Below are 23,309 nucleotides of genomic sequence, written 5' to 3' on the forward strand. Positions count from 1 at the left end.
AACTGGATTAACACCACGCATTAATAAGTACGAATCTTCGGTGGGAAGGCCTCACGCAACTTAGGTTGCATGTTCACTTCGCGACGAGTCATCGTTTCAGATTGCGGTAGATATAATGAGTGACATAACCAATTTGCATCATCACGATCTGGGAAGTCAAAGCGACTGTGTGCGCCACGACTTTCTGTACGGAAGTTAGCTGCTTGCGCCGTTGCGTAAGCCGTTTCCATCAGGTTATCCAGCTCTAAACACTCAATACGCTGAGTATTAAACTCAGTTGAAGTGTCATCCAGACGTGCATTTTTCAGACGCTCGCGAATTTCTTTCAGCTCTTCTAAGCCCTTCGCCATAGCATCCCCTTCGCGGAATACGGAGAAGTTGTTCTGCATACAAGATTGCAGAGCTTTACGGATCTGAGCAGGATCTTCACCAGTGCGTGCGTTTTCCCAACGGTTGAAGCGAGCCATAGCTTCATCGAGGTCTGATTCAGACGCATCGCGCATTGGGCCTTGCTCCATAATGGATTCGTTCAAGTGCAGACCAGCAGAACGACCGAATACAACGAGATCCAGCAGTGAGTTACCACCTAAACGGTTAGCACCGTGTACAGACACACAAGCGATTTCACCCACCGCAAACAGGCCTGGGATCACTTCGTCTTCGCCTTTTTCGTTATAACGAATAGCTTGACCAGTTACCTTAGTAGGGATACCGCCCATCATGTAGTGGCAAGTAGGGATAACGGGAATAGGTTCTTTAACTGGGTCAACGTGAGCAAAGGTACGAGAAAGCTCAAGAATACCCGGCAAACGAGACTCCAGAACATCTTTCCCTAAGTGGTCCAGTTTCAGTTTAGCGTGAGGACCCCACGGACCTTCACAACCACGACCTTCACGAATTTCAATCATGATTGAACGCGCAACAACGTCACGACCCGCAAGGTCTTTCGCATTTGGTGCATAACGTTCCATGAAGCGCTCACCGTCTTTATTCAGCAAGTAACCGCCTTCACCACGACAGCCTTCTGTGACCAGAACACCCGCACCCGCAATACCTGTTGGGTGGAATTGCCACATTTCCATATCTTGCAATGGAACACCTGCACGAACGGCCATACCGACACCATCGCCAGTATTGATATGTGCGTTGGTTGTAGACTGGTAAATACGCCCCGCCCCACCCGTTGCAAGAATCGTAGCTTTGGCTTTGAAATAAACCAGTTCACCCGTTTCCATGCAAATTGCGGTACAACCCACGATATCGCCATCTTGGTTTTTCACTAAATCCAGTGCATACCATTCGGAGAAAATTGTGGTGTGATTTTTTAGGTTTTGCTGATACAGCGTATGTAACAGCGCGTGACCAGTACGGTCAGCAGCTGCAGCAGTACGTGCCGCTTGCTCGCCACCGAAATTCTTAGACTGACCACCGAATGGACGTTGATAAATAGTCCCATCTTCAAGACGAGAGAAAGGCAATCCCATATGTTCTAATTCAAGGATAGCTTCTGGCCCAGTTTTACACATGTACTCGATAGCGTCTTGGTCACCGATATAGTCTGAACCTTTAACGGTGTCATACATGTGCCATTCCCAGTTATCAGGATGGGTGTTACCTAATGCAACAGTAATACCGCCTTGCGCTGATACCGTATGAGAACGAGTTGGAAATACTTTTGACAACAAAGCACAAGATAAGCCTTGTTGCGAAATTTGTAGTGCTGCGCGCATACCTGCACCGCCCGCACCGATAACAATAGCGTCAAACTCTCTGATTGGCAGATTCATTTATGCACCCCACACAACAATTGTTCCGTAAATTAAGTAAGCCAGCAGACCAACAACAATAGCGAGTTGCAGGACTAAACGAATTGCGATCGGCTTAACATAGTCAGTCAGTACTTGCCACATACCAATCCAGGCATGTACAAGAATTGAGAACAATGTGAGGATGGTGAATACTTTTGTCACAGAGGAGGCAAAGAAGCCACGCCACACTTCGTAGGTAATATCATTGATCGCCACGAAGCCAACGATGTAGAGTACGTAGAGAACGATAAGAATCGCTGAACCACGAATTAACAGCCAGTCCTGGATACCAGTACGGCCTAAAGCTGAAGCATTACTTACCATACTAAGATCCCCGCCAGAATTGCCAGAATTACGGTAATAACAAATGTAATTTTTGCAGATGAATTACCAGCAGCAAGGGTTTCATCAACACAGCCGAAATCCATCAGCATATGGCGAATACCACCACAAATGTGGTAAGCCAAAGCCGTCAAGATGCCCCAAAGAATGAACTTAGCAAAAAAGCCAGTCATTAATTCAGACGCGTATTGAAAACCTTCTGGAGAGGAGAGAGAAGTCCCTAGCAACCAAAGCAGAATACCAACTGCGATGAGAGTAATGACGCCAGAGACACGGTGCAAGATAGACGATATTGCAGTAATCGGGAAATGTATCGTCTGCAAATCAAGGTTGACAGGTCTTTGTTTTTTCACAATTTTGCCCACACAGCTCTTTATTATTTTCCATCCTCCGGACCTGGGGTGGAAATCAGACAGCGACAGGGGTACAAAATGCAACTTAACGCAAACTCTAATCCATCATGTTTGAATAAAATTGCATACTGATCACGCTGGGAACTCCTACTACAGGGTAATCCGGAGACCTGGTGCCAGTATAAAGTCTTCACATTGTTATTACAATTCCCACACAAAAGGTTTGGAGACATTTAGCCCGAACAGTGAGAAGGATCACGATTTAAACATTTTATATAAATGTGCTTATCTTATTTGACAATGATTCAACATTTATCTTACATATAGGGCTGGCAGATTTATCTGAATACGTTACGGATGACTCTACGTCATGTAAGTAGTGTGAATGAGTATGCAAGTATAAACAAAAGTTATGAAAGTTGTTTCCCTTACCACAAATAATGATATTGTAGAGAAAACAACAAAAAAAGAACATAACGCCCTATACACTCATAAACAACCTAACACATTGTTATCGGTCGCAAGATTTCAGCGTTTTATGTGATATCTGGCTAACTTTCTCACCTCACCGATAGAACAATGCGCAAAGACACAGTATAACGCTGAGTTCAGGGTTGTTGAGTGTGGATTATCAAGCGCTAAGGAGACCGTTAATGGCTGATAACAAAGCTAAGATAATGACTGAGAGTAAAGGTACTATTGAAGTAGACATTCTAACCCCTACAATTGGTCAAGATGTTATCGATGTACGAACTTTAGGTTCAAAAGGGTTTTTTACATACGACCCAGGTTTTACCTCGACAGCGTCATGTGAATCAAAAATTACCTATATCGATGGTGACCAAGGTATCCTACTCCACCGCGGTTATCCTATTGACCAACTTGCGACTAAAGCAACTTACCTCGAAGTTTGTTATATCCTGCTCTACGGCGAAGCACCAACCCAAGAACAATACGAAACATTCAAATATACGGTAACTCGCCACACGATGATCCACGAGCAAATCACCCGAATGCTTAATGGTTTCCGTCGTGACTCTCACCCGATGGCTGTTCTGTGTGGTGTAACAGGTGCATTAGCGGCGTTCTATCATGATGCTCTGGATGTTAATAACCCTCGTCACCGTGAAATCACAGCGTACCGTTTGCTGTCTAAAATGCCTACCGTGGCAGCAATGTGTTATAAATATTCAATTGGTCAACCTTTTGTTTATCCTCGTAATGATCTTTCTTACGCGGGTAATTTCTTGCACATGATGTTCTCTACTCCATGTGAAGAATACGTTGTTAATCCAGTGCTTGAACGCGCAATGGACAGAATTTTAATTTTGCACGCTGACCACGAGCAAAATGCATCAACCTCAACAGTTCGTACCGCAGGTTCTTCTGGTGCAAACCCATTTGCGTGTATCGCTGCGGGTATCGCATCTCTGTGGGGGCCTGCACACGGCGGTGCTAACGAAGCTTGTTTACGCATGCTTGAAGAGATCCAAACGGTTGAACATATCCCAGCATTTATCGAACGCGCGAAAGATAAAAATGACTCTTTCCGCCTAATGGGCTTTGGTCACCGTGTGTATAAAAACCATGACCCGCGTGCTACCGTCATGCGCGAAACTTGCCATGAAGTTTTAAAAGAATTAAACCTCAACGATGGTTTGTTAGAAGTGGCGATGGAATTAGAACGTATTGCACTGAACGACCCGTACTTCATTGAGAAGAAATTATACCCGAACGTTGACTTCTACTCGGGTATCATTTTGAAAGCAATGGGGATTCCATCTTCAATGTTCACCGTTATTTTTGCTATCGCCCGTACTATCGGTTGGATCGCTCACTGGAACGAAATGCATGATGATGGTCTGAAAATTGCGCGCCCTCGTCAGCTATATACTGGTTATGACAAACGCGAATTTAGCTCTGACATCTCCAAAAAATAATGGTTGAATTCTCACTCAATTATTGATGAATAAGCCTCGATTTTTCGGGGCTTTTTATCGATGATTACCGCTGATACTCCCGTGGAGTACACCCGCTCATTTTGCGAAAAAAGCTAATAAAGGCGCTATCACTGGCTAACCCAAGCTCTTGAGTAATATAGTAATATGGTTTATCCAAAGCCAATAGTTCCAGCGCTTTAATAAATCGCCATTGTTGACGCCAAGCTTGATAGGTCATGCCCGTTTCTCGCAGAAAAATCCTTGAAATTGTTTTTTCACTTGCCCCTATCGTCTGAGCTAATACATTTAACGGCGGTGGTAATAATTCCATGTCTAAACCGTTAAAACGTCGATCCTGAGGAAATGACAGTAAGGTAGGCTCGGTTGTTGCACTCTGTAATTCATCAATAAACACAGGGATTAAATTCGCTAAACGCCCTTCTTTCCAGTCGCTATCAAATGATGTTAGTGCAATTATCTCTAGTAATTCCCTTAATAACGGCGAAACCTTCAAAATACTCACGTTACTTGATATTTGTGCCGAGTAATCTTGATTGAGATACACCGAACGATAACCGACAGATGCGCGCATTTGCGCTCTATGCTGGATAAATGGCGGGATCCAAGCCACTCGTCCCGGAGGCAATAAAGAGATTTTATTTTCCAAGCTAATGCGAATACAGCCCTGTTGGGTAAATAAAAGCTGCCCCATTTCATGGGTATGCTCTCCTGAATCATGTAGCCCCATTTGCGCCGCAATCCCCAAAATTGGAGCATCATACCAATCTGTTTGGAATTCATCCGTCTGTAATAACCACGCCATAAATGTCTCATTCTTGATATTTATTGTCTTTATTATTGTAATAAGACAAGCAAAAAGCCAATAAACTTCTCAGCATTCCCACAGATTAAAGAGAAGAATATAGGTAAATCAAATGAACCGCTCACTTTCCTTATGGCTTGCTGTGGCTTTAATGATGTTTCCACAAATTGTCGAAACCATTTATAGCCCCGCGTTGACCGATATTGCCGCTGCATTCCACGTCAATGCCCAACAAGCCTCACAAACATTATCACTCTACTTCTTCGCCTTCGCTTTGGGTGTCATTTTTTGGGGAAGAATGTGTGACATTATTGGCCGTAGACCGACTATTTTAGCGGGATTACTGCTATATGGCGTTGCTTCAATTAGCGCTCTTTTTATCTCCCAATTTTATTGGTTACTTATTCTACGCATGCTATCTGCATTTGGTGCTGCTGTAGGATCTATCGGTACTCAAACGGCCATGCGCGACTGTTATCAAGGTCATGAATTAGCCAAAGTTTTCTCAATTATGGGGGTTGCTCTCGCTATCAGCCCAGCTCTTGGAATGACTTTAGGGGCGATACTAGTTTGGATTGGTCATTATCGCGCCGTATTTGTCGGATTAGCCCTACTGGCCATGGTGCTTTTGTTATGGGCTTGTTACAAGCTCCCTGAGACCAAACCCGATAATGTGATCAAAGCTCCATTTTTTCACACTTTTTTACGCATGTTGGGGGATAAACTAATTCTTAGGAATGTGATCTTGATTGCATTTTTCAACATTAATTTATTCAGTTATTACCAACTTGGCCCCTTTATTTTTGAACAATTAATGCTCAATCAACAACAATTTGGTTTGACTGGTCTTTTATTAGCATTTGGCGTTGGGCTTGGGTCCATCATTAACCATTATTTATTGGCTAAAAAACAACCTGCCCAACGAATTATTAGGCTTTCAAGTTTGATCTCTTTCGTCTGCGGTTGTTTGGTTTACTTGCTAATCGATAGTGTTTGGTTTGTTGTTCCCGTTATTGGTGTGGTGGTGGGATATGGAATTGCAATCCCCAATATTCTCGCCCATGCACTTAATGCTTATCAGGATAGAAAAGGCACCGCAGGCGCAATTTTAGGGCTGTTTTACTATATGGGATTAGGACTCGGATTAATGGTCGCAGGCGAGATTCAAAACCTAGGGCTAGTGCTCATCACTTCAAGTCTAATACTGCTTCTTACCGCACTAAAATATCGAACTTGATCTATTTCTATCATCAAGCGCAACTGGAATATTTTCTATTGCGCAGCTATTTTCTAAAGATTTCACGATAATTTTCTAAATAGTTCATGCTGTGGCAAGGCGGTGAACAAAGACAGCTTGGGGAGCATACACAAGTATGTGACCCAAGTGGCTGCGTGAAACCAACACAGCCACAGCGCGAAATATGACGAAAATTAGGCCGGGTTATCTATATCTATAAAGATAGCGTCTACATCATGACTATCATTCAACCACTTCGTCAACGCCTTAATCCCATAACGCTCTGTCGCATGGTGCCCTGCACTGTAGAAGTGGATCCCCATTTCTCTCGCTATATGGATAGTTTGTTCTGAAACTTCCCCTGTGACAAACGCATCGACACCAAATTCTGCGGCTTGCATGATGAATCCTTGGCCACCACCGGTACACCACGCAATCTGGCGGATTTCATCTTTGGCATTATCGCCACAATGCAGTACTTTTCGCCCTAAGCGAGTTTCTAAACGCTCGGTTAATTCTGTGGGTGATATTGGCTGATCAAAGAAGCCAAATGGCATTAACGGCTCAATATTGCCGTTCACTTGCACACCCATAATGTGGGCGAGTTGTGCATTATTACCTAATTCTGGATGGGCATCTAAAGGAAGATGATAGCCATAAAGGTTGATATCGTTCGCTAGTAGCGTTTTCAGGCGGTTTCTCTTCATGCCTTTGATAAGAGCGGGTTCGTTTTTCCAGAAATAGCCATGATGTACAATCACTGCATCCGCATTTAATCTTACCGCTTCATCCAATAATGCTTGGCAAGCCGTCACGCCAGTAACAATTTTTTTGACATGGGGACGACCTTCCACTTGCAACCCATTAGGCGCGAAGTCTTGGAATTCACTGACGTTCAATTCGTCGTTAATCAATTCTTCTAACTTAAAATTATGCATAATTGTGTCCTTAACGCCTTCATTTCTCATTAACTTGTCTATCACTAGCATAAACGGAAAGATTATTTTTTTCTGTGGTATTTATCCACCAGCCCACAAATGACGAATAATTTATATAGTTTCATCATAATAAGAAACCTATGTTATTAATTTATTTTAAAATTTCATCCAGATTTTGACACAAAAAGTCAGCTAACATAGTGAAAAAAAGGTTCTCAACCTGAGAACCTTTCGACTATTTATCGTTAAGAAACGTTATTCACGCGACTCAGTCTTTCTTCGACTTATTGGCAAAGAAAATATCAGATTGAATATCTTCAGTCCGAATAGTGAACAGCTCATTCGTCAAATCTTCAGTCAGCTTCTCAGCACTTGCCATCACGTTTAAATTGAACTCATTGAGCATTTTATTGGCAGCCGCTTTATCCGTTTTCGCCATTTTCAAATATTTAGCTTCCATGTCTTTCTGTTCTAACGCCGTTTTAGCTTCCCACTCTTGATACGCTTTTTTGACGATCGGAGCCAGTTTAGGGTAGTCCGTCATCACCAAAGTTTGAAGTTTACGGTATTTCCAATAAATAGAGTCACTATCTGCTTTATCTGAACCGACACTATAATGTTTTGGATAAGCTTCTAACCCGCTGTAATAAGGCACAAAAGCGGTCAAATCAGCCATTCCCAACCCCACATAGGTTACTTCGCCGATTTCTTGAGGTAACTCAGGGCGCACTTGCATCACATGAGCTTCATAGGTTCTAAATACACTAATCGGTCTCCATGGTTCTTTTCCATTTAATCCATTGGTATATGGGTCATGTTCAGTGCCTTCAAAGTGGTTACGTAGCATCGATTTGGCTTCTTCGACCGACACTTTTTTCTCTGGCGTTAAGAAAGGCGCAAAATTTCTGCCATCAGCCACATCTTGTTTTAACGAAGGATTAAATTGCTGCTGAATAACCCAAACACGCGGGTCATTGTATGTGCGATCACGCTCATCATCTCGGGTATAGGCTTTAGAAAAATTAAACTCACCGTCTGTGGCTGGGTTATAAAGCCCTTTTTCTACCGCAAATTCAATCAGGTTTTTAGATCCTAAAACATCAGGATTTTTCACATCAAAAGCTTGTAAGCGCCCCTGATTTCCTGTCGCAAAATATTTATCTTTAGCTATTTTTTGTGCCATCCATTGATGACCGGTACCCGTTTCTAAATACCACAATTCATCTTTATCAACGACCGCCACACCAAAACCTTCACCCGCACCTTGAGTCTCAATAATATTCCCTAATAACTCCACTGCTTCTCGTGCTGTTTTTGCACGTGAAAGTAGAACGTCCGGAATATCATCTTCCGTAATTCCCGTTTCTTCAACATACGGATCAAATGCCAATGCTTTAGGTGAAGCAAATATAGATTCAGTACCACTGACACCGACACCTAATTCATTAAATCCCGTTGCACCATGTAATTGAGTTTTCCAATTTGGTACGGTTGTATATCGTAATGATTGTTTCGGTAATGGATAAGTAAAATTATTAGCACCATTATGTTCTTTAGTGCTATATATTCCTGATTGATTTTTTTTTGCTGGATGAATAACAAAATGTTGTGCTTTTAGTGCATTACTATCCGCACTCCGAGCAATAATTAAAGAGCCATCTGTCGTGGCATCAGAACCCGCTAGAAGTGTTGTACAGGCAAAACCAGACGATATTAATGCGACATTAATTGACAATGCTATAACACATTTCTTAAATGAAAACATGATATTCCCCATTTATACTCATCAAACTTCAAGATACAGTGTTGTTGACGTCGCTAATTCACGGGAGTCAGCCATTCATGAAGACTCCCAGCGATTCGCTAGTTTGAAGCCTAGCTGCACCTCGAATTATTTAGAGTATATTAATGATTAAATTAACGAATACAGTTTTAGTGGATATTTATAGTATTAATTTAAATATTACTGGGGCTAGATATTAGCAATGGGGTTAATACAATTACCGTGATTCACTTCTCAGTGTGATTTAATTAAATATAATTATTATTTAATTAATTTTTTATTGAATAACATATCTTTATTTTTAATAACATTGATATCTAATTTTTAATTATATTAATACGTCTTTATAAATAAAAAATCCCCACAATTAAACAATTGCAGGGATATCTTTCTAGTGAACTCAATCACTGACTAACGATGGCTTTCCATCGCAACTTCAGAGCTTGCTAACCATACTGGTTTATCGCTGGTTTTTGCCCAGACCTTATGCAGGTAGCTATAAAATCTTGCTCTCTTTGGATAAAACACCATAACCGGAAACGCAATAACGCCAGCTGTCACAGCAGCAGTGCGGCGCAAAATGACCTGATTACGGGAGTATTTTTGATATGTGGACATCGATATCCTCCTTCAGTAGCCACGAATTTTTTGCCGATTCCAGTCTTGCTCTTTATCTTTGAACTTCACTTCGTTACAAAAAGAGGCGCTAAAATCGAACAACCTATTAATTATTTCATTAACTGAACACATAATACCGCAATTTGTGTAATTTAACTACTCATCTGACCACTTAAACATAAAATAAATTGATTTATCGTGCCATTTTCGTTGCTTTATTACATTTATTAACCTTTACATGTAATTAATACACTAAATTGCTACATATCATTAACAATCTATACTTTGATTATCTTCGTTCCCATCTGGCTCAACCTTAGTCGATCATTTTTATACTTTTTTTACATCCCTCCGGCTCTTTTTATCAGCTTCTTTACAAGCAAATGCCTAACCTAGCGCAATGGAAATAATAAGGAGATAACAATGTCACTACTTTCCATTACTGGTGCAGTCCTCGTTGTTGTACTGCTGGTTTATCTGATTTATGCCCTGCTCAATGCGGAGAATTTCTGATATGGCCATCAATGCGCTTTTACTCATCGCAAGTTTTTTACTGGTACTTTTGTTATTAGCAAAACCGTTAGGCAACTTTATTGCTTATCTTATCGATGGCGATATGCCACGCGCTATAACCAAAAGTGAATCGCTATTTTGGCGTTTGAGCGGAATAAAAAAACCGGGGCGTGAAATCCCTGAAATGAACTACTGGCAATATGCCATCGCCATTTTGGTCTTCAATCTTCTTGGCTTTGGATTACTGTTTACGATCTTAATGTGCCAAGGTTCATTACCATTAAACCCACAGCACTTTCCTGGAATGAGCTGGGATTTAGCCTTCAATACCGCCATCAGTTTTGTTGCAAATACCAATTGGCAAGCTTACAGCGGTGAAAATACGCTGAGTTATTTGAGCCAAATGGTTGGGCTGACTGTACAAAATTTTCTTTCCGCAGCAACGGGGATCGCCGTGGTATTTGCACTGATCAGAGCATTTTCCCGTCATGGCAGTAAAACCATCGGTAACGCATGGGTCGATATCGCTCGCATTACCTTATATTTACTGCTGCCACTCGCTATTATTTTTGCGTTATTTTTTGTCAGCCAAGGGGTCATTCAAAACTTTTCCCCTTATGTACTGAGCAATAACCTTGATAGCGGAGCTCAACTGCTACCGATGGGCCCGGTCGCCTCTCAAGAAGCCATTAAATTATTGGGAACTAACGGAGGTGGATTTTTTGGCGCTAACTCATCTCATCCTTTTGAAAACCCAACTGCGCTGAGTAACTTTGTACAAATGTTGGCTATTTTCCTGATCCCTGCAGCACTGTGTTTTGCTTTTGGTCGCCATGTTAGTGATAGCAAACAGGGGCATGCACTACTTTGGGCGATGAGCATTATTTTCGTGATTGCTGCGGCAGTGGTGATCCACGAAGAATATGTAGGAAACCCATTCTTATCCGACCTTCAGGCTAACAGTAGCGCCAATATGGAAGGAAAAGAGAGTCGCTTTGGTATTTTAGGCTCGGCGTTATATGCCGTCGTTACTACCGCTGCATCTTGTGGTGCGGTCAACTCAATGCATGATTCCTACACGGCTCTTGGTGGCATGGTGCCAATGTGGTTAATGCAAATTGGTGAAGTGGTATTCGGGGGGGTGGGCTCAGGTCTATATGGCATGTTGCTGTTTGTTTTACTCGCCGTATTCTTAGCCGGATTAATGATTGGTCGTACACCTGAATACCTAGGTAAAAAAATTGAAGTCCGTGAAATGAAAATGGTCGCACTTGCCATTTTAGTCACCCCCACCTTAGTTCTCGTTGGGACGACAATTTCATTGATGACTGAAGCAGGTCGAGCAGGCATTTTAAATCCGGGTGCTCATGGCTTTAGTGAAGTGCTGTACGCATTTTCTTCCGCGGCCAATAACAACGGTAGCGCCTTTGCCGGTTTAAGTGCCAATACACCGTACTACAACGTTATGTTGGCGCTGGCGATGTTCTTGGGTCGCTTTGGGGTTATCTTCCCGGTTCTTGCTATCGCAGGTTCTATGGCAATCAAAAAACCTCAAGCGGCAAGCCTTGCCACATTACCAACCCACGGTCCGCTGTTTATCGGTTTATTAATCATGACGGTTCTTCTCATTGGTGCGTTGACCTTTGTTCCAGCACTTGCACTCGGTCCAATTGCAGAACATTTGCAAATTTGGTTAGCGGCATAATGAGGGTGAAAAAATGAAAAATCAAAAAACACAATTATTTGATAGCAAACTGGTTCGTCAATCGATTATTGACTCAATAAAAAAATGTACCCCACAAGCTCAATGGCGTAATCCCGTCATGTTTGTGGTGTACATCGGCAGTACCATCACCACCCTTTTATGGCTGGGTATGGCACTCGGCTACGCAGAAGGTAGCGCGTGGTTCAGCGGAATGATCGCACTATGGCTATGGTTTACTGTACTGTTTGCTAACTTTGCCGAAGCCTTAGCTGAAGGCCGTAGTAAAGCGCAAGCCCAAAGTTTAAAAGGGGTTAAACAACAAAGCCGCGCCACAAAACTCGCCGCAGCCTCCCTTGATGCCCCGCAAGAGGCCGTCAGTTCAGATCAACTGCGCAAAGGGGATATCGTGTTAATCCGTGCAGGGGAAACGATCCCCTGTGATGGTGAAGTTCTCGAAGGTGGCGCTTCCGTGGATGAAAGTGCGATCACCGGGGAATCAGCTCCGGTGATCCGTGAATCTGGCGGGGACTTCTCATCGGTCACAGGGGGAACTCGTGTTCTTTCTGACTGGCTGATTGTTGAATGTACGGTTAACCCCGGTGAAACATTCCTCGACCGGATGATCTCGATGGTTGAAGGCGCTCAGCGCCGCAAAACCCCTAACGAAATCGCCCTAACCATTTTACTGACCGCCCTCACGATCATCTTTGTTCTCGTGTGTGCAACATTGTATCCCTTTACACTATTTGCCGCGGAATACGCCGGAGCAGGTAGCGCGGTTTCCATTATTGTCCTGATCGCCCTGCTTATCTGCTTGATCCCCACCACCATTGGCGGCTTGCTATCGTCGATCGGTGTGGCGGGAATGAGCCGAATGCTCGGTGCGAATGTCATTGCCACCAGCGGACGAGCAGTTGAAGCAGCGGGAGATGTGGATGTCTTATTACTGGATAAAACAGGTACCATCACATTAGGTAACCGCCAAGCGTCTGAGTTTCTCCCGCTCACCGGTGTCACTGAGCAGCAATTGGCTGATGCAGCACAATTATCCTCACTCGCGGATGAAACCCCAGAAGGTCGCAGTATTGTCATTCTGGCTAAGCAAAAATTTAATTTGCGTGAACGCGATATTCACGCCATGAACGCCACCTTCGTTCCTTTCTCTGCGATGACACGCATGAGCGGTGTTAACGTCGGTGAAAGAATGATCCGCAAAGGTTCAGCAGATGCTATTCGCCGTTATGTGGAAGCCAACCACGGTAAGTTCCCTGTAGAAGCCGACAAGTTAGTCGAAAAAGTTGCACACTTGGGAGGAACGCCGTTAGTGGTTGTCGATAACCAAACGGTACTTGGCATTGTTGCCCTGAAAGATATCGTCAAAGGGGGCATGAAAGAGCGCTTTGCCCAAATGCGTGCTATGGGGATCAAAACCGTGATGATCACGGGGGATAATCACCTCACCGCCGCTGCCATTGCCGCAGAAGCAGGTGTGGATGACTTTTTAGCGGAAGCGACACCGGAAGCTAAACTGGCGCTGATCCGCCAATATCAATCTGAAGGTCGACTGGTCGCCATGACCGGTGATGGGACTAACGATGCACCGGCACTGGCTCAGGCTGATGTTGCCGTCGCGATGAACTCGGGAACTCAAGCGGCTAAAGAAGCCGGTAACATGGTGGATTTAGACTCTAACCCAACTAAGTTGATTGAAGTGGTTCACATTGGTAAGCAAATGCTGATGACCCGTGGTTCTCTGACCACATTCAGTATCGCCAATGATATCGCCAAATACTTTGCCATTATTCCTGCCGCATTTGCGGTAACGTGGCCTCAGTTAAATGCGCTGAATATTATGCACCTACACTCACCAGCATCGGCATTACTGTCCGCTGTCATTTTTAACGCCTTGATTATCATCTTCTTGATTCCATTGGCGCTAAAAGGGGTAAATTACCGCCCAATGAGTTCACAAGCATTATTGCAACGCAACCTGAGTTTATATGGTTTAGGTGGATTGATCGTACCGTTCGTCGGGATCAAACTTATTGATATGTTCATCAGCTTATTTGGTATTTAAGGAGCCCATTATGAACATGTTTCGCTCATCATTGATGATTCTCTTTTTACTGACCTTAATGACGGGAATTGCTTACCCACTTTTCGTGACTGGGATTGCCAATGTGCTTTTCCCAGCCCAATCCATGGGTTCACTGATCCTGCAAGATAGCCGCGTTATCGGCTCATCATTAATCGGACAGAACTATAAAAATGAAAATTACTTTTTCGGTCGCCCATCGGTAACGGCAGAAACACCGTATAATTCATTGGCCTCTGGCGCTAGCAACTTGGCTATCAGTAATCCGTTACTGGAGCAGCAACTGACTCAGCGTAGCACTGAACTAAAACAGCATAATCCGAACGGAGGTTCAACCATTCCAGAGGATTTACTGACGGCGTCATCCAGTGGATTAGACCCTCATATTTCGGTAGCTGGGGCACTGTATCAAGCCCCTCGGATAGCGAAAAACAGACAGTTACCGCTAGACAAGGTAAAATCGCTTATTGCTGAACATACCCAAACGCCGCTGTTTCGATTCTTAGGGGAACCAGTAGTAAATGTGTTAGAACTTAATATTGCCCTTGACCAGTATCCATGGGAAGCCAATAGCCAAAGTCACTGAGGTTAGTTATGAATAATCAGGAGCCTATCCGCCCGAATCCCGATGAACTATTGGTTAAGGCGAATGAAGATGGACGCGGCAAACTTAAGATTTTCTTCGGCGCCTGTGCAGGCGTCGGAAAAACCTACGCCATGTTACAAGAAGCTCAGCGCTTGCGTGCTCAAGGTCTCGATGTGCTGATTGGGGTTGTCGAAACCCATGAACGCGAGGAAACCGCTGCGCTGATCGATGGGCTCCCTCAGTTACCGTCTATGAAACTCCATCATCGAGGGCGTCGATTGCACGCCTTCGATATTGATGCGGCTCTCGCTAGGCATCCTGCCATCATTTTAATGGATGAACTGGCTTTTAGTAATCCCAGTGGCAGTCGTCATCCTAAACGTTGGCAAGATGTTGAAGAACTCCTTGATGCTGGAATTGATGTACTAACCACCATCAACGTTCAACATATTGAAAGTTTGAACGATGTAGTCGGAAGTATTACAGGAATTCGAGTTAGAGAAACCGTGCCCGACCATATATTCGATGCGGCGAATGAAGTTGTTTTAGTCGATTTACCACCGGATGATCTCCGCCAGCGATTAAAAGAAGGCAAAGTCTATATTCCAGGGCAAGCTGAACGCGCTATCGAACACTTTTTCCGTAAAGGCAATTTGATTGCCTTACGAGAATTAGCCTTACGGCGTACCGCAGATCGCGTCGATGACCAAATGCGCGAGTTTCGTGATGGAAAAGGTGAAGCCCCCGTTTGGCATACTCGTGACGGTTTGCTGCTGTGTATCGGTCACAACACGGGGAATGAAAAATTAGTTCGCGCTGCGGCGCGACTTGCCGCTAAATTTGGCAGTGTTTGGCATGCCGTGTATGTGGAAACGCCAACCTTACACCAGCTTCCAGAAAACCAACGGCGAGCCATTTTAAAAGCACTGCGTCTGGCTCAAGATTTAGGTGCCGAGACAGCCACACTTTCCGACCCCTGTGAAGAAAAAGCCATTTTACGTTACGCCCGAGAGCATAACCTCGGTAAGATTTTAATCGGGCGACGGGATAAACACCGCAAATGGTATAAATTCAATTTGCGCTCAGGTTTCGCAGACCGTTTAGGCAAGTTAGGTCCCGATCTGGACTTAATTATTGTGGCACTTGAAGAAAAAAGTGATTGGGAAAAAGAACCTGAAAGAAAACCATTCACCGAAAAATGGCGTTCTGATATGAATGGTTTTTTGATGGCCATTGTTATGTGTGCCGCCATTACCCTATTCTCCCGCGCCTTTTTATTAGCGCTCGATAAAGCTAACTTAGTCACACTCTATTTATTGGGGGTGGTACTCGTCGCCCTATTTTACGGTCGTCGCCCCTCTATTTTTGCTGCGTTAATCAACGTCCTCAGTTTCGATTTATTCTTTGTACAGCCTCATTTTTCTTTGGCTATCATGGATATGCAGTATTTAGTCACGTTCACCGTGATGCTGATTGTTGGGGTTGTTGTGGGAAATTTGACAGCCGGAATGCGCTATCAAGCCCGAGTCGCTCGCTATCGAGAGCAACGTACCCGTCATTTATATGAAATGACCAAAGAGTTAGGGCAAGCGATGACGACGGAAGATATTGGAAAAACGGGCTACCATTTTCTGAATAATGCCTTTCAAGCCAAAACGTGCTTATTACTGCCAGATGAAAATAATCAGCTGATACCGTTACTAAGTGAAGGCTGTAGCCAATTACAGATCGATAAAGCCATCGCCAAGTGGAGTTTTGACAAGCGCCAACCTGCTGGAGCAGGTACCGATACTCTACCCAGTGTGCCGTATCAATTACAACCCATTACTACTGCCGATGAAACCCTTGCAGTGCTTGCCATTGAGCCTCGCAATATTCGCCAACTGCTGGTGCCAGAACAACAGCGCATGCTGCAAACTTTCACTGGGCTAATTGCTAGCAGCCTGTCTCGTTTGCAACTCACTAAGCAAGCAGAAAGCGCCAAATTAGATATCGAGCGGGAGCAGCTCAGAAATTCGTTGCTTGCCGCCCTTTCCCATGACTTAAAAACACCGCTAACAGTGTTATTTGGTCAAAGTGAAATTTTGATGTTGGAGTTGTCAGCCCAAAATTCACCGCTAACGGATCAAGTCAGTCAAATGCGCCAACAAGTTCTCAGTACTTCGCGTTTAGTGAATAATTTGCTGGATATGGCACGCTTGCAATCAGGGGGAATTTGTCCCAACTTAGAGTGGCAATCTCTACAAGAAATCACCAGTAGCGCGGTAAGAACGCTGGATTACACGTTACATAGTCACCCTCTTGAGATTGATATTCCCGCGGATTTGCTCCTGTATTGCGATGCAAACTTAATTGAACGCGTCCTGATTAATTTATTAGAAAATGCCGTAAAATATAGTGATTCGGATACCCCAATGGGAATTCGAGCCACCACCGAATCACAAAAAGTGCATATCGAAATTTGGGATGCCAGCAACGGTATTCCTGATGGACAAGAGAAAACCATTTTTGATAAATTTTCTCGTGCTCAGAAAGAGTCCGCCATTCCCGGTGTTGGATTAGGCTTAGCCATTTGTCGCGCGATTATTCAAATCCATGAAGGGGAAATTTGGGCACAAAACAATGATAAAGGTGGAGCTAGCTTCCACTTTGTTTTACCTTTAAAGCCATTACCCGAAATTGAAACTGAAACCGATATTTAGGAGCATCTAGCTTACTGTGACTCCCCATCAAATCCTGATCATTGAAGATGAAAAAGAGATCCGCCGCTTTGTTCGACTTGCGCTGGAGGGCGAAGGCTGGAAAGTCTTTGAAGCCGAAAATTGCCAACGCGGGCTGATTGAAGCGGGCACTCGCCAACCTGATTTAGTGATTTTAGATCTCGGGTTACCTGACGGTGATGGGCTCGATTTAATCCGCGATTTACGTAAGTGGAGCAGTATTCCGCTGATTGTGTTATCCGCTCGCGAGGAAGAGTCGCAAAAAGTAGCCGCTCTCGATGCTGGTGCCGATGATTACCTGACTAAACCATTTGGTATTAGTGAATTACTAGCTCGTGTGCGTGTGGCTTTGCGTCGTTTCGGTAAAGCAGGACAAGAAAACCCTACCTTTCAATTTGGTGATGTCACTGTAGATTTTATTAATCGCGTCGTGACCAAAGGAGAAGAAGAGCTCCATCTCACGCCAATTGAGTTTCGCCTGTTAAGCGAAATGGTGGCAAACAGTGGTAAGGTTCTCACTCAGCGCCATTTGTTACTGCAAGTGTGGGGGCCAAGTTATGTAGAGCATAACCATTATCTGCGTATTTATATGGGGCATTTACGTCAGAAATTAGAAACAGATCCCGCCCGTCCGGTGCATTTGCTTACTGAAACAGGCGTTGGTTACCGGTTTATGCCTTAAGTTTTCCGCATTGTGATTATTCTTAAAGTTACATTCTCGGACTTTTACTGATAGTTTATTGGGCTCGGCTACCTATAATTTCTCCATCTTAATTTATCGGAGAATCCCCTGTGTCTTCACTATATTCCCTGCTACCTCGCCGTTTTGCTTCTCTGTTAGTGATTTTTCTCACTGTATTTGTCACAACTAACGCATTGGCGTTAAGCCCTGAAGAAAAAACCCGTACTGAAGCTTTATTAGCCGAATTAGGTAAACAGCAGAATTTAACCTTTACCCGTAATGGCTCCGGCCATAGCGCCGCTGATGCAGAATCACATTTACGCTTAAAATTAGGTAAAACCGAAAAACGCTTAAAAACCACTGAACAGTTCATTGATAACGTGGCATCAAAATCGTCCATTACTGGGGAAGAGTATCAAGTGACCGATGCTCAGGGGAAAGTGGCTACCGCCAATCAGTATCTACATGATTTACTGAAAAATAACGTTGATAAACAAGCCAAGTAGCTTACATCTTTATTCCATAAAAAACTGCAATTTTATGGAACCATTTCAGAATCTATTTAACCAATAGGTCTACAAAACATTACTTTAATGGTAACTTTTTGTAGACCTTATGGTTGTGGAATTTACTCCATAGGTATACACTAAGTTACCTATTGCTTAACTTAGTGTATACCTATGGCAAAAATAGATAAATTATTAAGCGCCTTGGCTAGCGCGGTAAAAGCTGGTGGTGGCATTCATAGTGCGGCAGAGCTTGCATTTATGTTAGGTGAACCTTGCAATCCAACGTTTAGAAAATTTCTGACAGATAGTGTGAAAAAAGGTCAACTTAGAAGAGTCGTAAAAGGGTTATATGAAAGTGTACTTACACCACCAGAACCTGAAACTGCGATTTATAAAATTATTAAAAAACTACGTAGCAATGTATTAAATTATATTAGCCTAGAAAGTCAGCTAAGTTATACGGGAAACATTTCACAAGTGATTATGGGTCGAGTCACCGTTATTACTAAAGGCCGCAGTGGTCGCTTTGATACACCCTATGGCGTGATTGAATTTATCCATACAAAAAAGCCAATTGAGCAGATTGCTCCAAATTTGTACTATGACTCTGACATAAAAATGTATCGAGCAAATACAGCACAAGCCATTATTGACCTTAAACACTGTCAGCGAAATATACATATGCTGGATTTGTAATACGAGGAGAGCGATATGTTAAAACAACAGATTAGACAAATAATCCAAGTAAATCCAGACTATGCAGCGATCACGCCAGTAATAGAAAAAGAAATTTTACATCATGACATTATGGATGTATTAATCAGACAAGGTGCTATGCAACGGCTCACCTTTATTGGCGGAACATCTCTTCGGATGTGCTACAACAGTTCACGTTTATCAGAAGACTTGGACTTTAATGGTGGACATGATTTCAAACCCACTGAATTTGACGGTTTAGAATTTGAGATACAAAAGTATATTCAGAATAAATATGAAACCGACGTTTGGGTAAATAAGCCATCAGAGGAAAAACAGGGGGATACAGTGTCATGGAAAATCAGCATTGTGAAAGAGGCTAATCGCCCTGATTTACCAAGGCAAAAAATGCATATTGATGTATGTGCTATCCCTTCATTTGATATTGAAAAACGCCCTTTACTGAATCACTACGATATTGTTGTACCGACAGAGGGGATCTTAGTTCCAGTTCAATCACTGCAAGAAACGCTTGCAGATAAGCTGATTGCTTTAGCCTATCGAGCAAGACGAATAAAACCTCGTGATATATGGGATATTGTTTGGATAAAACAACGTGGTATTAGCCTATCAAAAACGCTCGTCGAAAAGAAATTGATTGCGAGAAATAAGGAAATAGACGATTTTCATCACGCCATTGCGATACAGCTTAATAAATTGATGCAAGAAGATGACCTACGCAATGATTTTAATGCTGAAATGAGTCGTTTTATTCCTAAACAAATTAAAGAGAGAACAGTTGATAACCCTGAATATTGGGCTTATGTTCAGATTGAAGTAAACGATATTGTCACTGAATTACTAAATAATATTAAGCCAAAGAATCCATTCGATATGGGGTTGTGAAACATCCAACTTTATAAGACATTTCACAACCCAATTTTTACAATTAAAACAACGTTCTAAACCAATCTTCTAAATAATTCGCATTGCAGTCAGCATAGCTACAGCGCGAAGCATAACGAAGATTAGTCCTCTAAATACTTCGTGTTGTAGCAAGGCGGCAAGTGAGCTAATCCCTAGGAGCATACATAAGTATGTGACTAGGGTTAGCGAGTGCAGCTAACGCAGCTACAGCGCGAAGTATGACGAGGAGACGAGAACTTAGTTAGACTCAATCTTAGCCCACGTATCACGCAACCCTACAGTACGGTTAAACACCAGTTTATCCGCGCTGCTCAGTTTGTTATCTGCGCAGAAATACCCTTCACGCTCAAACTGATAGGCTTTTTCAGCCGGCGCATCACGCAGACTTGGCTCAACGAAACCTTGGCGGATCACTAAGGATTCTGGGTTCAACGTTGATAAGAAATCATCTTCTGCCGCTGGGTTTGGAACCGTAAATAGGCGGTCATATAGGCGAATTTCTGCTGGCAGAGCATGTGCTACACTCACCCAGTGAATAACGCCTCTCACTTTGCGACCATCCGCAGGATCTTTATTCAACGTATCCGCATCATAAGTACAGAAAATTGTCGTGATATTGCCTTCTGCATCTTTTTCTACGCGTTCAGCTTTAATAATGTAAGCATTACGCAGGCGAACTTCTTTACCTAAAACCAAGCGCTTATATTGGCGGTTAGCTTCTTCACGGAAGTCAGCACGATCAATGTACAGCTCATTGCTGAACGGCACTTCACGGGTACCCATCTCAGGTTTATTAGGATGGTTTGGTGCCGTTAAGATTTGCTCACCAGCAGGCATGTTTTCAATCACTAAACGGACAGGGTCGATAACCGCCATCGCGCGTGGTGCTGATTCATTCAGATCATCACGGATGCATGATTCCAATGCCGCCATTTCAACGTTATTGTCTTGCTTGGTCACACCAATACGGCGACAAAATTCACGAATTGACGCAGCAGTATAACCACGACGACGTAAACCAGAAATGGTTAACATACGTGGATCATCCCAACCAGCGACATGTTTTTCCATGACCAATTGGTTCAGCTTACGCTTCGACATCACCGTATATTCAAGATTCAGACGCGAAAATTCGTACTGACGTGGGTGACAATCAATGGTGATATTGTCCAATACCCAATCATACAAGCGACGGTTGTCTTGGAACTCTAAAGTACACAGAGAATGGGTGATCCCCTCTAATGCATCAGAAATGCAATGAGTGAAGTCATACATCGGGTAGATGCACCATTTGTTACCAGACTGGTGATGCTCTGCAAATTTAATGCGATACAACACTGGATCACGCATAACCATAAATGGTGATGCCATATCAATTTTTGCACGCAGACACGCTTTACCTTCATCAAAGCCACCATCACGCATTTTTTCAAATAGCGCTAAGTTATCTTCGATTAAGCGCTCGCGGTAAGGGCTATTTTTACCTGGCTCTTTCAATGTCCCACGATATTCACGAATTTCATCTGGGCTTAATTCATCAACGTAAGCCAGACCTTTTTTGATCAGCTCAACCGCATATTGATAAAGAATATCGAAATAATCCGATGAATAACGAATATCGCCGCTCCACTGGAAACCTAACCATTGGACGTCGTTCTGAATAGAGTTCACATACTCAACATCTTCTTTGACCGGGTTAGTATCATCAAAGCGTAAGTTACACTGTCCTTGATAATCCTTTGCGATACCAAAGTTTAAGCAAATGGATTTCGCATGGCCAATATGTAAATAGCCATTCGGTTCAGGTGGAAAACGTGTGTGTACTGACGTATGTTTTCCCGTCGCCAGATCTTCATCGATGATCTGACGGATAAAGTTTGTTGGGCGAGCATCTGCCTCATTCATTGTCATCATTCCTCAGTGCCAAAAGCGCGCTAAAATCGCGTAGTAACCAAATATATTCTACTATAATACGTCAGGAAACAACCGTTTGATTAAGGTTAGTCAACAAAAGGTATGGCAAAGGGATTTTTTTAACAAAAAAACGTCTATTTAGACCCATAACATGACCCCGAGAACGACCATTAGCAAGATTGGATAACTTTGTGCATGGCGTTTATCACTGAGATACGGCATTAAAAAAGAAGCAAAACGGATCCCGAGCCATGAAGTGGCGATCAAAATCAATGCTCCCTTAATATAAATCATGCCCCAAAACCCCGAGCCTAATTCAATGTGTTTTTCCACCGCAAAGTAGAAATACATCACCGACCCCGTGATTGCCATGGGCAATGTCAGCGGGTTCGCAAATGCAGCAGCTTGTAACATACTTGCGCCTCGACGACGCATTAATGGCACCGTCATCACACTGCCACCTACCCCAAGAAACGCCGCCACTGTGCCAATTAGCATTCCAATGGTGCCCTCTGCCAAATAACTTCCTTGGTTTAGATTTATTCCCTTTGGCTGAGTTTTCATAAAACCGGGACGAATAAAGCAATCTAAAATAGTGACCACTAAATAACCGATAAAAATCCAACGGATCCATTCGCTATCAACTGATAAGGCAATCATCGCACCCAAAACTCCCCCAATTGAAATAGGCAAAATGAAAGGTTTAATCATTTTCCAATCCAAATTGCCTTTTAAATAGTGGGCTCGGCTTGAAACACTGGATGAAAAAATCATCACGCAGGTCGATGTGGCAACCGCAATTTGCATTGCAATATCACGGACATCAAGCTGAGATCCCCAAACCAACGTAATAAGTGCATATAAAAGCGGTACAGTGATAAAACCACCACCAAACCCAAACAGTGCCGTAGTGATGCCTGAAATAAAACCAAATAAACACAGAAGAAGCTCCACCGCTGTACCCCCATTATGAATTGAATATTTATCATATCCATCAGAGTACGCTTTGGCTTATGCAGATTTGCCAAGTAACTTTGAGATTTTGCCAAATTGATTGCTCGATATTTGCAGTATAAAAAAACAAAAAATCTCAAATTAGGCGCAAATTTCATATTTGCTC

20 protein-coding genes are annotated in these 23,309 nt (G+C 43.2%); 11 read left to right on the forward strand and 9 right to left on the reverse strand.

The genetic code is table 11. The annotated features are described in order from the left end of the window. Nucleotides 1-20: 20 nt before the first annotated feature. From sdhA to sdhC, 3 genes are read right to left on the reverse strand one after another with little or no spacing between them, the layout of a single operon-like run. A complete protein-coding gene (gene sdhA / locus PROVRUST_RS00835; protein ID WP_006812773.1) occupies nt 21-1,787 on the reverse strand; it encodes a succinate dehydrogenase flavoprotein subunit in 1,767 nt (588 codons plus the stop codon). After that, nucleotides 1,788-2,132 (reverse strand): succinate dehydrogenase membrane anchor subunit, encoded by a 345-nt coding sequence (sdhD, locus tag PROVRUST_RS00840; protein WP_006812774.1) that lies wholly within the window; start codon nt 2,130-2,132, stop codon nt 1,788-1,790. Then, nucleotides 2,126-2,515 carry a succinate dehydrogenase cytochrome b556 subunit gene (gene sdhC, locus PROVRUST_RS00845; RefSeq protein ID WP_006812775.1) on the reverse strand — a complete coding sequence of 130 codons (390 nt, stop codon included), beginning with the start codon at nt 2,513-2,515 and terminating at the stop codon, nt 2,126-2,128. The genes sdhD and sdhC overlap by 7 nt, the downstream gene beginning before the upstream one ends. 641 nt (nt 2,516-3,156) lie before the next feature. Here sdhC and PROVRUST_RS00850 point away from each other — a divergent pair. Further along, entirely contained in the window at nt 3,157-4,443 is a 1,287-nt protein-coding gene (locus PROVRUST_RS00850) for a citrate synthase (protein ID WP_006812777.1), read from the forward strand. A gap of 64 nt (nt 4,444-4,507) precedes the next feature. Here PROVRUST_RS00850 and PROVRUST_RS00855 read toward each other — a convergent pair whose 3' ends face one another. Next, entirely contained in the window at nt 4,508-5,266 is a 759-nt protein-coding gene (locus PROVRUST_RS00855) for an AraC family transcriptional regulator (RefSeq protein WP_006812778.1), read from the reverse strand. A 112-nt stretch (nt 5,267-5,378) separates the two neighbouring features. Here PROVRUST_RS00855 and PROVRUST_RS00860 point away from each other — a divergent pair, with 112 nt between their 5' ends. Beyond that, nucleotides 5,379-6,503, forward strand: a complete 1,125-nt coding sequence (locus tag PROVRUST_RS00860) for a multidrug effflux MFS transporter (protein ID WP_039854000.1) — start codon at nt 5,379-5,381, stop codon at nt 6,501-6,503. Between the two features lie 194 nt (nt 6,504-6,697). Here the strand turns inward: PROVRUST_RS00860 and PROVRUST_RS00865 are convergent, their stop codons facing one another. The 3 genes from PROVRUST_RS00865 to PROVRUST_RS00875 form a co-directional block, all read right to left on the reverse strand. Then, nucleotides 6,698-7,441 (reverse strand): type 2 GTP cyclohydrolase I, encoded by a 744-nt coding sequence (locus tag PROVRUST_RS00865; protein WP_039854001.1) that lies wholly within the window; start codon nt 7,439-7,441, stop codon nt 6,698-6,700. Between the two features lie 268 nt (nt 7,442-7,709). Next, a complete protein-coding gene (locus PROVRUST_RS00870; protein ID WP_039854002.1) occupies nt 7,710-9,206 on the reverse strand; it encodes a C69 family dipeptidase in 1,497 nt (498 codons plus the stop codon). Between the two features lie 429 nt (nt 9,207-9,635). Next, the gene (locus PROVRUST_RS00875) at nt 9,636-9,842 is read right to left on the reverse strand and encodes a YbfA family protein (RefSeq protein ID WP_006812783.1); all 207 of its coding nucleotides are present in this window, start codon (nt 9,840-9,842) and stop codon (nt 9,636-9,638) included. Nucleotides 9,843-10,265: 423 nt separating this feature from the next. On the opposite strand from PROVRUST_RS00875, the gene kdpF reads away from it, so the two are divergent. The 9 genes from kdpF to PROVRUST_RS00920 all read left to right on the forward strand — a co-directional run bounded on the left by kdpF (nt 10,266) and on the right by PROVRUST_RS00920 (nt 20,254). After that, the gene (gene kdpF, locus PROVRUST_RS20450; RefSeq protein ID WP_039854003.1) at nt 10,266-10,355 is read left to right on the forward strand and encodes a K(+)-transporting ATPase subunit F; all 90 of its coding nucleotides are present in this window, start codon (nt 10,266-10,268) and stop codon (nt 10,353-10,355) included. A gap of 1 nt (nt 10,356) precedes the next feature. Then, nucleotides 10,357-12,060: a potassium-transporting ATPase subunit KdpA gene (kdpA, locus tag PROVRUST_RS00885; RefSeq protein WP_039854004.1), complete on the forward strand. Its 1,704-nt coding sequence runs from the start codon at nt 10,357-10,359 to the stop codon at nt 12,058-12,060. A 13-nt stretch (nt 12,061-12,073) separates the two neighbouring features. Beyond that, entirely contained in the window at nt 12,074-14,137 is a 2,064-nt protein-coding gene (gene kdpB / locus PROVRUST_RS00890) for a potassium-transporting ATPase subunit KdpB (RefSeq protein ID WP_006812786.1), read from the forward strand. A gap of 10 nt (nt 14,138-14,147) precedes the next feature. Next, nucleotides 14,148-14,741, forward strand: a complete 594-nt coding sequence (gene kdpC, locus PROVRUST_RS00895) for a potassium-transporting ATPase subunit KdpC (RefSeq protein WP_039854006.1) — start codon at nt 14,148-14,150, stop codon at nt 14,739-14,741. Nucleotides 14,742-14,749: 8 nt separating this feature from the next. Then, nucleotides 14,750-17,443 carry a two-component system sensor histidine kinase KdpD gene (kdpD, locus tag PROVRUST_RS00900; protein WP_006812788.1) on the forward strand — a complete coding sequence of 898 codons (2,694 nt, stop codon included), beginning with the start codon at nt 14,750-14,752 and terminating at the stop codon, nt 17,441-17,443. A gap of 16 nt (nt 17,444-17,459) precedes the next feature. Continuing rightward, nucleotides 17,460-18,143 carry a two-component system response regulator KdpE gene (kdpE, locus tag PROVRUST_RS00905; RefSeq protein ID WP_006812789.1) on the forward strand — a complete coding sequence of 228 codons (684 nt, stop codon included), beginning with the start codon at nt 17,460-17,462 and terminating at the stop codon, nt 18,141-18,143. 110 nt (nt 18,144-18,253) lie between these two features. Next, the gene (locus PROVRUST_RS00910) at nt 18,254-18,649 is read left to right on the forward strand and encodes a DUF5329 family protein (protein WP_050767585.1); all 396 of its coding nucleotides are present in this window, start codon (nt 18,254-18,256) and stop codon (nt 18,647-18,649) included. A 174-nt stretch (nt 18,650-18,823) separates the two neighbouring features. Beyond that, nucleotides 18,824-19,348: a type IV toxin-antitoxin system AbiEi family antitoxin gene (gene abiEi / locus PROVRUST_RS00915; protein WP_006812791.1), complete on the forward strand. Its 525-nt coding sequence runs from the start codon at nt 18,824-18,826 to the stop codon at nt 19,346-19,348. A gap of 15 nt (nt 19,349-19,363) precedes the next feature. Beyond that, a complete protein-coding gene (locus PROVRUST_RS00920; RefSeq protein ID WP_006812792.1) occupies nt 19,364-20,254 on the forward strand; it encodes a nucleotidyl transferase AbiEii/AbiGii toxin family protein in 891 nt (296 codons plus the stop codon). A gap of 258 nt (nt 20,255-20,512) precedes the next feature. Here PROVRUST_RS00920 and glnS read toward each other — a convergent pair whose 3' ends face one another. Continuing rightward, entirely contained in the window at nt 20,513-22,180 is a 1,668-nt protein-coding gene (gene glnS, locus PROVRUST_RS00925; RefSeq protein WP_039854007.1) for a glutamine--tRNA ligase, read from the reverse strand. 147 nt (nt 22,181-22,327) lie between these two features. Then, complete coding sequence (locus PROVRUST_RS00930; protein ID WP_006812794.1) at nt 22,328-23,143, reverse strand: sulfite exporter TauE/SafE family protein; 816 nt, start codon at nt 23,141-23,143, stop codon at nt 22,328-22,330. Nucleotides 23,144-23,309 lie beyond the last annotated feature (166 nt).

This window comes from Providencia rustigianii DSM 4541, from assembly GCF_000156395.1.
In the GTDB taxonomy this organism is placed as follows: domain Bacteria; phylum Pseudomonadota; class Gammaproteobacteria; order Enterobacterales; family Enterobacteriaceae; genus Providencia; species Providencia rustigianii.